The organism is Streptomyces sp. NPDC104096 (assembly GCF_055584385.1).
The window spans coordinates 90,577-104,080 of the sequence record NZ_JBVJMD010000021.1 but is presented as its reverse complement, the minus strand read 5'-3'; the positions used below and the strand labels follow the sequence as shown (position 1 = coordinate 104,080).

Genomic DNA, 13,504 nt, shown 5'->3' with positions numbered 1-13,504 from the left:
CACCACGGACCGTCGGTGACCGTCTCCGCGGTCACCGACGCACGGACCGTGCGGCTGGGGACACGCCCTAGTTCCTGACCTGGCCCTTCTTGACCCAGAGCTGGTCGAGCAGGACGTTGCACTTGTCGCCGTCCTGGCAGGAGAGCGTGATCGTGTTGGTGCCCTTGGTGAGGGTCGGGTAGGCGAAGGTCTTCGTCCAGCCCTTCTCGAAGTCACCGTCCTCGGCATGCGCGAAGTTGCCCAGGTTGAGCTTGGTGCCGAACTGCTTGCCGTTGAACGTGAGGGTCATCGACTGGTCCTCGCCCGCCACGCTGTAGTGCGCGAAGAGCGTGTAGGCACCGTCCTCGGGAATGCCGTCGACGGTCCAGGTGACGGAGCTGCCGACCTGGTTGAGGTTGCCGACGTAGATGCCGCCGTCCGCCTCGGCGCCCGGGACGTCCGAGGACAGTGCGGCGCCGCCGTCCAGCCGCAGCGCCTTCGCGTCGACCGTCGGGAGCTCGGCCTCCTTGGCGGGCTCGTCGTCGCCGGACTCGCTGGGCGAGGCGCTCGCGGAGGCGGTGGGCGCGGTGGAGGTGTCGCCGCCCGCCTTGTCGTCGTCGCCGCCGCCCGTCATCGCCACCGCGATGCCGATGACCACCGCCGCGACCACCGCGATCGCGCCGATCAGCAGGCCCTTGGTGTTGGGGCCGCGGCCGTTGCCGGCGCGGCGCGTCGGCTGCTGGGGAGCGGTGGGCGGGCCACCGGGGTACGACTCGGGCGCCCCGTGGTGCGAGTTCGGCTGCCCGTACGCGCCCTGCTGGGGCACGCCGGTCTGGCCGTACGCGGCGGTCGGCGCCTGCTGGCCGTACTGGCGCTCGCCGACCGCGCGCACCCGGCTGACCGAGTTCGGGTAGCCGTAGCCACCGCCGGAGGGCGGCTGAGCTCCGTTGGCCTGCCCGTCGGCGTAGAGGTAGCCGAACGGGTCTTCGTCCTCAGGCGTGCTCGCGCCGTTGTTGCCGGGCGTCATCCCTTCGTACTCCTCAACAGGTGCGGGGCGGATGCGGTACACGTTCTTATACGAGTGGAGAATGGCGAGCCTACCCGCTTCTGATGGCCCGAACAGGTGACTCGGGCCGCATCAACCCGATGACCTGCACATCATCCTGCGCGTCTGTGCTGTTTGGGACGAGATCGTTTCTCGACGTACATCCGTTCGTCAGCTGACTTCAGGACCTCGTCCGCGGTCATTCCGCAGTGCGCCCAGCCGATACCGAAGCTGGCGCCCACCCGAACGGCCCGCCCCTCGGCCCGGATCGGCTGGATGATCTCGTTGCGCAGCCGTACGGCCAGGTCCTCGGCGTCGGCCCGGCCGAGCCCGTCGGCGAGGATCACGAACTCGTCGCCGCCGAGCCGGGCCACCGTGTCACCGTCGCGGACCTGACGGCTGAGCCGCCGCGCGACCTCGATGAGCACCGCGTCGCCCGCGTTGTGCCCGAACCGGTCGTTGATGGACTTGAAGCCGTCGAGGTCGCAGAAGAGGACCGCGAGGCCCTTGGTGCCGTCGTCCTCGCCCGCCTCGGGGGCGGCGGTGTGCACATGGTGGTCGAAGCCGTCGTACGCCTCCGCGCCCGGCCGGAAGTCGAAGCCGTGGCCGTTGGCGTCGAACGCGGCGTGCCCGAAGGCCGCGTCGTGGGCGTCGAGCGCCGCGGGGTGCCCCGACTGCGGGCGCCGGCAGAGCCGGGAGCCCAGCCTGGCCCGCAGTTCGGCGGAGTTCGGCAGCCCGGTGAGTGAGTCGTGGGAGGCGCGGTGGGCGAGATGGAGCTCGCGGCGCTTGCGCTCCTCGATGTCCTCGACGTGGGTGAGCAGGAACCGCGGCCCGTCGGCGGCGTCGGCGACGACGCTGTTGCGCAGCGAGACCCAGACGTAGGTGCCGTCCCGGCGGCCCAGGCGCAGCTCGGCCCGCCCGCCCTCGGCCGAGGTGCGCAGCAGGGTGCCTATGTCCTCGGGGTGGACGAGGTCGGAGAAGGAGTAGCGGCGCATCGCGGAGGCCGGGCGGCCCAGCAGCCGGCACAGGGCGTCGTTGGTGCGCAGGATCCGGCCGTGCTGCTCGCCGCCCATCTCGGCGATGGCCATGCCGGAGGGGGCGTACTCGAAGGCCTGCCGGAAGCTCTCCTCGCTGGCCCGCAGGGCCTGCTGATCCCGCTCGAGACGGACCAGCGCGCGCTGCATATTTGCACGTAGACGCGCGTTGCTAATGGCGATGGCGGCCTGGAACGCATACATCTGGAGCGCCTCGCGCCCCCACGCGCCGGGCCGGCGGCCGTTGCGCGGCCGGTCCACGGACAGCACGCCGATCAGTTCGCCGCTGGAGCCGCCCGGCACGGCGGGCGTGAACATCGGCGCGAACAGCCGGTCTGAGGGGTGCCACTCGTCCTCGAAGCGGGGGGCGGGCCCGTCGGTGTACCACTGGGGGACGTCGTCGTCGTCGAGGACCCAGCCCTCGGTGTGGGATATGAAGACCAGCTCGCCCCAGGTCTCGCCCATGCTCAGGCGGCGCTCCCAGGAGTCGCGCGAGCCGACGCGGCCGGTGATGAGGGCCTCGGCGGCCGGGTTGCCGGCGAAGGCGGCGACCACGAGGTCGCCGTCGGGACGGACGAGGTTCACACACGCCAGCTCGTACCCGAGGGCGGTCACCACGCCCTCCGCGACAGTCTGCAACGTGTCGGCCAGGCTTCGGGCGGTGTTCATGTCCGCCATGACCTGGTGCAGCTGTCTCAGGGACGCAAGACGGACATAGGGCTCCGACTCGGTCTCCATGCTCGCCCTCCCCCCGAGACTTCGCAGCGAATCAAGGGTTGTCTTCGGCGTACGTCCTTGCAGCTTCCCCGTCACTGAATCACAGCGCGCTGCCCACTCGGTACACAGGGTCAACAATTAATGGCTCTTGTGACTCAAGTCACAGCAGAAGCTGAACAATTCAGTAGAGTTTCTGCATTTCTCCCGTGCTTTTTCTGAACGCAAACTATGTAAGCCTGTGAACAGGATGCGCAAGGTGCCCACTGTCGATCTCGTGATCGGGCCCTGTCCGCAAGACGTGCGGCCCGTCTTGCAGCTCTCTTGCAGCCCCGCTTGCGGCCCTTCTTCCACCGGACTTGCAGCCCGCCCCGCAGCCTGCCGTACGGCCGGTTCCGGCGTCGACTCGGTCCGCGGTCGTAGGTCCCCACTCGGACCGAGGGCCGATGTGCCGCCCGCGGAGCGGAGACTAGCGTTTCCGGCGTGCTGAAGACTTCGCCCGCCCTGCCCTCCCCGCTCTCCGCCTCCCCCGCTCCCGCCGCCGGGCATGCTGAGGGGGTGAGCAACGACGAGTTCCGCGCCGCGATGGCCCGGCTGGCCGCGGGCGTGGTCCTGGTGACCGCGCAGGAGCCGCCGCTCGACCCCGACGACCCCACGGCCCCCGGCGGTGAGGACGTCGGCATGACCGCGACGGCCTTCCTGTCGGTGTCCCTGGACCCGCCCCTGGTGCTGGTCAGCCTGCGCACCGGCGGCCGGATGGACGACCTCCTGGACGAGCAGCCCTGCTGGGCGGTCTCCGTGCTCACCGAGGGCCAGCGGCACATCGCCGGCCGGTTCGCGATGAAGGGCCGGATCAGCGACCGGCTGCTGTTCGCGGACCTCCCGTACGTACGGGGCGAGGTCTCCGGCGCGCCCCTGCTGGACGGCGCGCTGGCGACCCTGGAATGCCGTACCGAGCAGCGGGTGGCCGCGGGGGACCACACACTGGTGATCGGGCGGGTGCTGACCGCCCGGGTGCCGAGCGCGGACGGCGGGCCCCTGCTGTACTTCCGCGGCCGTTACCGGCAGTTGGACTAGGCGCGGTACCAGGTGCGGTACTAGGTCCAGTCCCGGCCGGACCGGCCGCGCTTGGTGTCCGAGCGCTGCTTCTTCTGCCGCAGCCGCCGCTCGTTGATGCCCCGTGGGATCCGGGTCGGCCGACGCGACTTGGGCGGCGGCGCGGTGGCCTCCGCGAGCAGCGCCGCCAGACGTACGGCGGCGGCCTCGCGGTTGCGCCACTGGGAGCGGTGCTCGGAGGCGCGTACGACCACGACGCCGTCGACGAGCCGGCCGGCCAGCCGCTCCAGCGCCCGCTGCTTCCACACCTCGGGCAGCGCCTTCGTCGCGGCCAGGTCGAAGCGCAGCTCCGCCTGCGAGTCACTGGTGTTGACGTGCTGGCCGCCTGGCCCCGACGACCGCGAGAAACGCCACATGAGCTCGGCCTCGGGGAGCGAGACGGAGCCGCGGACGACATAAGGACCGGACATGCCGTCCATGGTCGCGCGTATGTCCGGCTCACGTCACCCGAATATCCCGGCATCCAGGACATCGGTAAAGAAAGTAAAGACACCTGGAACCTCGGGTACGTCTCACGACGTTCATAGGGGTAGCGGTAGCTTCGTGCCGTACGAAGCCGTGTACGCAACGAGGGAAGGGACTCCCAACAATGGCTGTAAGCCTGTCCAAGGGTGGCAACGTCTCGCTCACCAAGGAGGCTCCGGGCCTGACCGCCGTCACCGTGGGCCTCGGCTGGGACGTCCGCACCACCACGGGCACCGACTTCGACCTCGACGCCTCGGCCATCGCGGTCAACCTCCAGGGCAAGGTCTACTCCGACGCCCACTTCGTCTTCTTCAACAACAAGCAGACCCCGGACAGCACGATCGTCCACACCGGTGACAACCGCACGGGTGAGGGCGCCGGCGACGACGAGGCGATCAACGTCAACCTCGCGGGTCTGCCCGCCGACATCGACAAGATCGTCTTCCCGGTCTCCATCTACGACGCGGAGAACCGCTCGCAGAACTTCGGCCAGGTCCGCAACGCCTACATCCGCATCGTGAACCAGGCCGGCGGCACCGAGATCGCGCGCTACGACCTCTCCGAGGACGCGGCGACCGAGACCGCCATGGTCTTCGGCGAGCTGTACCGCAACGGCGCGGAGTGGAAGTTCCGCGCCGTCGGCCAGGGCTACGCCTCCGGCCTGGTGGGCATCGCCCAGGACTTCGGTGTGAACGTCTGATCCGCACCGCCCGCGCGAAGCCCCCGTCCGACCGGCCGGGGGCTTCGGCGTTCTCGGTACGGAGATCCCCGGGACCGCCCGACTACCCTGCGGCCATGCGCCTCGATCCGCTCGCCCTCACCCCCGACCACGACATCCCGGGTCCCCTGCTCACCGAGCTGACCGCGCTCTACGCGTCCGCCCGGGCCTTCCACGCCCTCAGCGGCGAGTTCCCCGACCCGGACGACATCCGTCCGGAGCAGGTGGCGGCGGCGCTCGCGGACGAACTGGCCCAGCCGGGCGCGGAGGTGTCCCTGGCCCGCAGCGAGGGACGGCTCGTCGGGGTCGTCGTGACCCTGGACCGCCATCCCGACCCGGCCGACCCGGACCCGTGGATCGGGCTGCTGCTGGTGGACGCGCGGGAGCGGCGCCAGGGACACGGGCGCGAGCTGGCGACGGCCGTCGAGGAACGGTTCCGGGCCGCCGGGCGGAGCGCCGTGCGCCTCGCCGTCCTCGACGCCAACCCCGAGGGCCTCGCCTTCTGGACCGCCCTCGGCTACGAGGTCCTCGGCCGCCGCCGCGACCGCGGACTCGGCCGCCCCTGCACCGTGCTGCGCAAGCCGCTGCGGGGTTAGGGCCGTTCCGGGACGGCCCGGGTCCGGTCCGGCCCGTTCCGTGCCGTTCCGGGGTGGGTCCGGTCAGCGGTGGGCCGGCTTGCCGTCCCCGTACAGCCAGTCCCGCCAGATCGCGCCGAAGTCCTTGTCCGGCGCCCGGCTCTCCACGTACGCAGTGAACTCCGCCGTGTCCGCGTTGGCGTGGCGGTGGGCGGCCGCCCAGCCCTGGACGATGTCGTAGAACGTGTCGTCGCCGACGGTCTGCCGGATCTTCTGAAGGACCATCGCGCCACGCCAGTACACGGGCGGGTCGGAGATGTGCGCCGCGCCGGACGGCTTCGCGGGCGGGAACGCCCAGATCGCCGCGTCCGCCTCCGCGGTGTCGAAGTAGTCGCCGTCGTAGAGCGCGTCGAACGTGTCCTGGGCGCTGTCGCCGCCCTGGTCCTCCTGCCACAGCCACTCCGCGTAGGTCGCGAAGCCCTCGCTCAGCCACATGTCCCGCCAGGTCCTGGGGGTGACGGAGTTGCCGTACCACTGGTGGACGAGTTCGTGGACGAGGGTGTCGACGTCGAGGACACCGGGGAAGACCGGCCGGTTCTGGGTCTCCAGGGCGTAGCCGACCTCGTCCTGACGGTCGACGATCACCCCGGTGGAGGAGAACGGGTACGGGCCGAAGTTGGTCTCGGCCCACTCCATCACCTCCGGGAGCTTCGCCAGCACGGCGCGGCTCTCCTTCGCGCGGTCCGGGGTCACGGCGACGTACGCGGGCAGGGCGCCGGCGACGGTGGAGCGGCCGACCTCGTAGCGGCCGATGGCGACCGTGGCGACATGGCTCGCCATGGGTTCGGCCGTGTGCCACCTGAAGGTGGTCCGGCCGCCCGCGGTGGTCTCACCGGCCTGCTCCCCGTTGGAGACCGCGGTCAGGCCCTTCGGCACGGTGACGGCGATGTCGTACGTCGCCTTGTCGCAGGGGTGGTGGTTGCCGGGGAACCAGGTCATGGACCCCGCGGGCTCGCCGAGCGCGAGCGCCCCGTCGGTGGTGGGCAGCCAGCCCTCCTTCGAGCCGTCCTGGTCGGTGAGGGTGACCGGGGTGCCCGCGTAGCGGACCGCGACCTGGAAGGTCTCGCCGTCGCGGAGGACGTCGGGCGGGCGGACGGTCAGCTCCTGCCCGGCCCGGTTCCAGCGCGCCGTCTCGCCCTCGACGGTGACCGCCCGGACGTCCAGACCCTTGAGGTCCAGATCGAAGGCGGAGAGGTCCTGGGTGGCGCGGGCCGTGATGCCGGCGGTGCCGGTGAGCCGGCGGCTGCCGGGGTCGTAGGCGAGCCGCAGGTCGTAGTGGGTGACGTCGTAGCCGCCGTTGCCCGCCTTCGGGAAGTACGGATCGCGCGCTCCGGCGCCGCCCGGCGTGCCCTGGACCCCACCGCCGTCGCACGCGGCGAGGACGAGAGCGAGCACCAACGCGGGCACGACAGGCGCGGATCGGGACATGTCAGCGATCCTATGAGGGCGTGGCACCATCATTCACGTGCTCGACATCGGCTACGCCCTCTCCAACCGCTTCCCGGACCCGCCCCAGACGGACTACCGCCGCGCGGACGTCCATGCGCTGCGGCACGACCTGTTCTGCGGTGACGTCTATCTGGCGGACACCGAGAAGGACCGGGAGCTGTCCACAGCCTGGGGATGGGTGCCGGTGCTCGACTTCGCGTGGGCGCTGTGCGACATCGTGGAGCGCGTCGACCAGGACCCGGCGGGCTCCCGTGCCTCCCGCCCGCAGCACGCGGAACTGGACTTCACCGAGTCCACCGACCGCATGCTCTTCGAGCGCCGCTTCGGCTGGGTGGACATCGAGTCCGACTGGATGCCGGCCGAGGAACCCCCGCTGACCTTCTCCCACACCGAACTGCGCCGCGAGGCACGGGACTTCCTGCACGACCTGATCGCCGACCTGGTCGACCTGCACGACGACCTGGGCGAGAACCCGGCGATCTGGACCCTCCAGGCCCGCTTCCCCCGGCTGGGCTGAGCCCGCACCGGCCGCCCGGCGCCGCCCCGGCCCCTGGCCCTCCGGCCCCCGGGCCCTCAGCCCTCAGCCCTCCACGCGGATCCCCAACTCCGCCGCCAGCACCGGTGCCAGATCCAGCAGCTGCCCCGTGCTGATCACCGCTCCGCGCAGCCGGTCCACCCCGCGCGCGATCTCCAGCGAGGCGACCCCGCGCAGGTCCACGTCCGTCAGGGTCGCCGCGCCGAAGTCCACACCCTTCAGCGCGCAGTCCACGAACTCCACGCGCTCCAGCCGGGCACCCCCGAAGTCCGGCTCGACCAGGACGCAGCCCTCGAAGACGACGTCCTTCAGCCGGGCCTTGCGCAGGTTGAGGTAGTCGATCTTCCCGCCCCTGACCACCACCCGCTCCAGCACCGAACCGTGCAGCTGCACCCCGCCCAGCCGCGCGTCCACCAGCTCCACGTCCCGCAGCGTCGACTCGGCGAGGTCGGTGCCGACACCCCGGATGCCGGTCAGGACCGAGTCCAGGATCCGGGCGTGGTGCAGTCGCGTCTCGTCCAGCGCGCAGCCGTTCAGCGCGCAGTCCATGAAACGCGCGCCCGCGCCGTCCTGGCCGGTGAAGTCCTCCGGCCCGAACTCCAGCCCGTCGTAGTCCCCGTCGGGCTCCAGAGCGCCCCCGCCGTACGGCTCCAGCGGCGGCAGCCGCACCTCCGGCCGCCGCGCGCCCGCGCGCCGGGAGCCGCCCGCCGTACCGGACCCGCTCCGCCCGGCTGCCCTGCCCGCCCCGCCCGCACCTGTCCTCGCCATGCCCCCATCCTGCACCGCGCCACTGACATCCCGGACGACCCTCACCACCGCCGCCCCTTGACCTCAAGTGCGATCGAGGTCGAAGAGTGGGCCCCGGGCCACTGCCCCGCCCCCGAACCCGCTTCGGCCCCGAGCCCGCCTTCGGCCCCGAATCCGACCTCGGACTCGAACCCGACCTCGGACTCGAACCCGCCTCCGGCCCAGACCCCGACGGGAAGTCCCCATGCACGCCATCCGGCTCCACGCCTTCGGTCCCGCCGAGAACCTCGTCCACGAGCAGGTCGAGGACCCGCTGCCCGCCCCCGGTCAACTGCGCGTCGCCGTCGCCGCGGCAGGCGTCCACCTGCTCGACACCACCCTGCGCGAGGGATTCCGCGGCCCGCTGCCCGAGCTGCCCGCCCTGCCCACCGTCCCCGGCCGCGAGGTGGCCGGCACGGTCGAGTCCCTCGGCGAGGGCGTCGCGGACCACTGGCTCGGCCGACGCGTGGTCGCGCACCTCGGCTTCGCCCCCGGCGGCTACGCCGAACTGGCCGTCACCGACGTCGACCGCGTCCACGAGATCCCCGCGAACCTGGACTTCGCCCAGGCCGTCGCCATGATCGGCAGCGGGCGTACGGCGATGGGGATCGTCCAGTCCACCGACCTCGGCCCCGACTCGGTCGTCCTGGTCCCGGCGGCCGCGGGCGGCATCGGCAGCCTGCTCGTGCAGTACGCCCGGAACGCCGGCGCCACCGTCGTCGGCCTCGCGGGCGGCCCGCGCAAGGTGGCCCGGGTGCGGGCGTCCGGCGCCGACCTCGCCGTCGACTACACGGACCCCGCCTGGCCCGGCAAGGTCCGCGCCCACCTCGGCGGGCGCCCGGTGACCGTCGTCTTCGACGGTGTCGGCGGCGAGGTCGCCCGCGAGGCCGTCGCGCTGCTCGGCCCCGGCGGCCGGCACCTCGTCTTCGGCTGGTCGTCGCAGCTCCTGCGAGGCGGCGGCGCCCTCCTCGTCGAGGGCGTCTCCGAACAGGTCCTCGGCCCGGCCATGACCCGCCGCACCGGCGGACCCCATCCGCTGCGCACCCTCGAACTGCGTGCCCTCGCCGAGGCCGCCGCCGGCCGCCTCACCCCCGTCGTACAGCGTTTTCCGCTTGCCGAGGCCGCCGCCGCACACCGCGCCCTGGAAACCCGGAACACGATCGGAAAGGTGGTCCTGGAGCCATGACCGGGCACGGCGCACACCGAGATGCGACCCCTGCCGAACCATGGTCTTCTGGCCAGATGAGTGGCCCCCGGACGGGTGAGACCACCACCTCCCTGGACGCGGACCCGCGCCGCTGGTGGGGTCTGGTGGTGATCGCGCTCGCCCAGCTCATGGTCGTCCTGGACGCGACGATCGTGAACATCGCGCTCCCCTCCGCGCAGCGCGCGCTGGGCATGTCCGACGGCAACCGCCAGTGGGTCATCACGGCGTACACCCTCGCCTTCGGCGGTCTGCTCCTGCTCGGCGGCCGCGTCGCCGACATCGTGGGCCGCAAGCGCACGTTCGTCATCGGTCTCGTCGGCTTCGCCGCCGCCTCCGCGTTCGGCGGCGCGGCCACCGGCTCCGGGATGCTCTTCGGCGCCCGCGCCCTCCAGGGCGCCTTCGCCGCCCTCCTGGCCCCCTCCGCGCTCAGCCTCCTCACCACGACCTTCACCGACCCCAAGGAACGCGGCAAGGCCTTCGGCATCTACGGCGCCCTGGCCGGCAGCGGGTCCGCGATCGGCTTCATCGTCGGCGGACTGCTCACCGAGTACCTGAACTGGCGCTGGTGCCTCTACGTCAACGTGCCCATCGCGATCGTCGCCGTCCTCGGCGCCGTCGTCCTGCTGCGCGACAGCCCCGGCCACGCCGGTGCCCGCCTGGACGTCCCCGGTGTGCTGCTCGGCTGCGGCGGCCTCGTCTCGGTCGTCTACGGGTTCAGCGAGGCGAACCCGCGCGGCTGGACCGACCCGCTGGTCCTGACGCTGTTCGCGGTGGGCGTCGCGCTCCTCGCGGCCTTCGTGTGGTGGCAGGGCCGGGCCCCCGTACCGCTGCTGCCCCTGCACATCGTCCGGGACCGCAACCGGGCCGGCTGCTTCCTGACCATGGCCCTCGCGGTCATCGGCATGTTCGGCCTGTTCCTGTTCATGACCTACTACCTCCAGGTCATCCTCGGCTACTCGCCCGTGGAGACGGGCCTGGCCTTCCTGCCGCTGACCGTCGCGATCATCATCGGCTCCACCCAGATATCCGCCCGGCTGCTGCCGCGCGTGGCCCCGCGGATGCTGATGGTCCCCGGCATGGTCCTGGCCGCGAGCGGCATGCTCGTGCTCACCCGGATGACGGTCGACTCCTCCTACCCCACCGAGATCCTGCCCGCGCTGGTCCTCATGGGCCTCGGCATGGGGCTGACCTTCATGCCGGTGTTCTCCACCGCCACCGCGGGGGTCGCCCCCCGCGACGCCGGCGTCACCTCGGCCACCGTCAACACCTCGCAGCAGGTGGGCGGCTCCATCGGCACGGCCCTGCTCAACACCGTCGCCACCACCAGCGGCGCCGCGTACATCACGGCGCATCTGCGCAACCCCGCCCAGAAGGACCTGATCGTGCGCGAGGGCATCGTCCACGGCTACACCGTCGCCATCTGGTGGGCCGCCGGCATCATGCTGCTGGCCGGCCTGGTCGCGGGCCTGATGGTGACGGCGAAGCCGCCCGCCCGCGAGCTCCCGGCGCGGGCGCCGGTCCCCGAGTCGGCGGCCTGACCGGCCCGCGCGGCCGGCCCCGCGCCCCGCCAGGACGACCGACGGCCGCCTCAGCGCCGTCCCGCGCCGCCCCGGTGCCGTCCCGAGGCCTCAGCGCCGTCCCGAGGCCTCAGTGGCGCCCCGCCACCCGGTCCGCCATCCGGGCCAGCCGGGAGGACCGCGCGCCGTGCGTCTCCCGCTCGCGCCGGTCCGCCGCCCGGTAGGTGGCGTACATCCCCTGCACGCCCAGCCACCGCAAGGGCTCCGGCTCCCACCGGCGGACCTTGTGGCCCACCCACGGCAGCTCCGTCAGCTCCGTGCGCCCGCCCTGGCCGGAGTCCTGCTGCACGAGATCGCTCAGCGTGCGGGCCGCGAGGTTGGCGGTGGCGACGCCCGAACCGACGTAACCGCCCGCCCAGCCGAGCCCCGAGGACCGGTCCAGGGTGACCGTCGCGCACCAGTCACGGGGCACGCCCAGCACACCCGACCAGGCATGTTCGACCCGTACCCCGGCCAGCGTCGGGAAGAAGTCCACGAGGATCCCGCGCAGCGCCTCGACGGTCGCCGCCTGGGTCCGTCCGTCGTTGTCGGTCCTCGACCCGAAGCGGTACGGGACGCCCCGCCCGCCCAGCGCGATCCGGCCGTCGGCGGTGCGCTGCGCGTACATGTACGCGTGCGCCATGTCGCCCAGCGTCTCCCGCCCGTCCCAGCCCACCGACTCCCACTGCGCGGCCGTCAGCGGCTCGGTCGCGATCATCGAGGAGTTCATCGGCAGCCAGGTCCGGCGCTGCCCCTTCAGCGAGGCGGTGAACCCCTCCGTGCAGCGCAGCACATAGGGTGCGCGGACGGTCCCGTACGGGGTGACCGCGTGCTTCGGCCGGATCTCCGTCACCGGCGTCGACTCGTGCAGGGTCACGCCCAGCGCCTCCACGGCGGCCGCCAGCCCCTTGACCAGCTTCACCGGGTGCACCCGCGCCCCGTGCGGCGTCCAGGTCGAACCGACCGCGTCCGCGACCCGTATCCGCTCGGCCGTCTCCCGGGCGCCGTACAGCTCCCGGTCCTTCTCGCCGAACGCCAGTTCCCCCGCGTGGAACGCCTTCAGCCGCGCGAGCTGGGCCGGCGTGCGCGCGACCTCCAGCACCCCGCCCCGGTGGACGTCCGCCTCGATGCCCTCGTCCGCGACGACCCGGACGACCTCGTCGACGGTGTCGTTCATGGCCCGCTGCAACCGCGCGGCCGCCTCGTGCCCGTGCAGCTTCGCGTACCGGTCGCGGCCCGCGATGCCGTTGTACAGCCAGCCCCCGTTGCGGCCCGAGGCGCCGTACCCGCAGAACTTCTGTTCGAGGACGGTGATCCGCAGGAACGGAGCGGCCTTCTTCAGGTAGTACGCGGTCCACAGGCCCGTGTACCCGCCCCCGACGATCACGACGTCCGCGGAGGCGTCCCCGGCCAGCGGCTCCCGCCGCGCCGGAAGACCGTCGTCCGCGTACCAGAACGAGATGCCGCCGTTCACGACGCTGCCGCCCGAGTTGTTCATGTCCGGGACGTTAACCCCTGTACTCGGCCACTGTCTCCTTCGGATTCCGTGCTTTTCCCGCGCCCTCCGGTCAGCGGGAAGCAGGCCAGCCCGATCAGCGCCGAGACGAAATGTCCGACGTCGGTGAAGGTGCGGCCGACCACGAGCGGGACCCCGTACCAGACGAGCACGACGGCGAGATACGCGTACCGCCAGGGCGCGGCGATCCGGTAGGTGAGCACCGCGACCACCCCCGCCAGCGCGTAGCTCACGCCCACGTCGAGGGTGTCGACCGCCGAGGGCGGCGCCATCCCGTCCCGGATCGCCCGCAGCAGCACGCCCTCGCTGATCAGCGTCGCCAGTACGTGCGCGGCCACGCACACCGCCAGCCAGCGCAGCGTGCCCAGCCAGCGCTCGGCCTGCGCGTGGAAGACGGAGTACAGCACGACGTACGGCCACCAGAACCCGCCGGCGATCCACATGGCGCTGGCGATCAGCACCCGCACCGGGTTGTCCGACAGTTCGTGGAGGTTCGTCGACCGCTGCCGCAGGAACTGTTCCTCGAACTCCGGCGACATGTGGTGCAGGGCGACCGTGGTGACGAACAGGATCGCCAGCCACACGTACGTACCGGGCGCGCTGCGCACGTACGCCCGCACCCGGCGCAGGGCCTCGCCTCCGCTGATTCGCATGAGCCGATTCACACACGTCGGTACCGTCCGGAGCGTGATCGACATTCCGAACAAAACGTCGGCGGCATCAGGGCCTGTCCGGCGGATCATGCCGCA

At 72.1% G+C, this 13,504-nt stretch carries 13 protein-coding genes; 6 read left to right on the top strand and 7 right to left on the bottom strand.

The window, feature by feature from the left end; translation table 11 throughout:
- Positions 1-67: 67 nt before the first annotated feature.
- Positions 68-1,006, bottom strand: coding sequence for a carbohydrate-binding protein (locus ACZ60B_RS22315; RefSeq protein ID WP_469389533.1), 939 nt, complete (start codon positions 1,004-1,006; stop codon positions 68-70).
- A 131-nt stretch (positions 1,007-1,137) separates the two neighbouring features.
- On the bottom strand, positions 1,138-2,796 hold the full coding sequence (cdgB, locus tag ACZ60B_RS22310; protein WP_469389531.1) for a diguanylate cyclase CdgB: 1,659 nt from the start codon (positions 2,794-2,796) through the stop codon (positions 1,138-1,140).
- A 459-nt stretch (positions 2,797-3,255) separates the two neighbouring features.
- Between cdgB and ACZ60B_RS22305 the strand changes: the two genes are divergently transcribed.
- Positions 3,256-3,849 carry a flavin reductase family protein gene (locus tag ACZ60B_RS22305; protein ID WP_469389528.1) on the top strand — a complete coding sequence of 198 codons (594 nt, stop codon included), beginning with the start codon at positions 3,256-3,258 and terminating at the stop codon, positions 3,847-3,849.
- A 20-nt stretch (positions 3,850-3,869) separates the two neighbouring features.
- Here ACZ60B_RS22305 and arfB read toward each other — a convergent pair whose 3' ends face one another.
- Positions 3,870-4,307, bottom strand: a complete 438-nt coding sequence (gene arfB, locus ACZ60B_RS22300) for an alternative ribosome rescue aminoacyl-tRNA hydrolase ArfB (RefSeq protein ID WP_152895549.1) — start codon at positions 4,305-4,307, stop codon at positions 3,870-3,872.
- 170 nt (positions 4,308-4,477) lie between these two features.
- Here arfB and ACZ60B_RS22295 point away from each other — a divergent pair, with 170 nt between their 5' ends.
- Together ACZ60B_RS22295 and ACZ60B_RS22290 are read left to right on the top strand one after the other, a co-directional pair.
- Positions 4,478-5,053, top strand: coding sequence for a TerD family protein (locus tag ACZ60B_RS22295; protein ID WP_469389526.1), 576 nt, complete (start codon positions 4,478-4,480; stop codon positions 5,051-5,053).
- A 95-nt stretch (positions 5,054-5,148) separates the two neighbouring features.
- Positions 5,149-5,667 (top strand): GNAT family N-acetyltransferase, encoded by a 519-nt coding sequence (locus tag ACZ60B_RS22290; RefSeq protein ID WP_469389524.1) that lies wholly within the window; start codon positions 5,149-5,151, stop codon positions 5,665-5,667.
- A gap of 63 nt (positions 5,668-5,730) precedes the next feature.
- On the opposite strand, the gene ACZ60B_RS22285 is transcribed toward ACZ60B_RS22290, so the two are convergent.
- Complete coding sequence (locus ACZ60B_RS22285) at positions 5,731-7,134, bottom strand: M1 family metallopeptidase (protein ID WP_469389522.1); 1,404 nt, start codon at positions 7,132-7,134, stop codon at positions 5,731-5,733.
- Between the two features lie 37 nt (positions 7,135-7,171).
- Between ACZ60B_RS22285 and ACZ60B_RS22280 the strand changes: the two genes are divergently transcribed.
- A complete protein-coding gene (locus ACZ60B_RS22280; RefSeq protein ID WP_469389520.1) occupies positions 7,172-7,672 on the top strand; it encodes a hypothetical protein in 501 nt (166 codons plus the stop codon).
- Between the two features lie 63 nt (positions 7,673-7,735).
- Here the strand turns inward: ACZ60B_RS22280 and ACZ60B_RS22275 are convergent, their stop codons facing one another.
- Complete coding sequence (locus ACZ60B_RS22275) at positions 7,736-8,458, bottom strand: pentapeptide repeat-containing protein (protein WP_469389518.1); 723 nt, start codon at positions 8,456-8,458, stop codon at positions 7,736-7,738.
- Positions 8,459-8,681: 223 nt separating this feature from the next.
- Here ACZ60B_RS22275 and ACZ60B_RS22270 point away from each other — a divergent pair, with 223 nt between their 5' ends.
- Positions 8,682-9,662, top strand: coding sequence for a zinc-binding dehydrogenase (locus ACZ60B_RS22270; protein WP_469389516.1), 981 nt, complete (start codon positions 8,682-8,684; stop codon positions 9,660-9,662).
- A gap of 56 nt (positions 9,663-9,718) precedes the next feature.
- Complete coding sequence (locus ACZ60B_RS22265; RefSeq protein WP_469389514.1) at positions 9,719-11,221, top strand: MFS transporter; 1,503 nt, start codon at positions 9,719-9,721, stop codon at positions 11,219-11,221.
- A 109-nt stretch (positions 11,222-11,330) separates the two neighbouring features.
- Here the strand turns inward: ACZ60B_RS22265 and ACZ60B_RS22260 are convergent, their stop codons facing one another.
- Both ACZ60B_RS22260 and ACZ60B_RS22255 read right to left on the bottom strand, forming a co-directional pair.
- On the bottom strand, positions 11,331-12,737 hold the full coding sequence (locus ACZ60B_RS22260) for an NAD(P)/FAD-dependent oxidoreductase (RefSeq protein ID WP_469389512.1): 1,407 nt from the start codon (positions 12,735-12,737) through the stop codon (positions 11,331-11,333).
- Positions 12,734-13,408, bottom strand: coding sequence for a rhomboid-like protein (locus ACZ60B_RS22255; RefSeq protein WP_469389510.1), 675 nt, complete (start codon positions 13,406-13,408; stop codon positions 12,734-12,736). The genes ACZ60B_RS22260 and ACZ60B_RS22255 overlap by 4 nt, the downstream gene beginning before the upstream one ends.
- Positions 13,409-13,504: the final 96 nt, after the last annotated feature.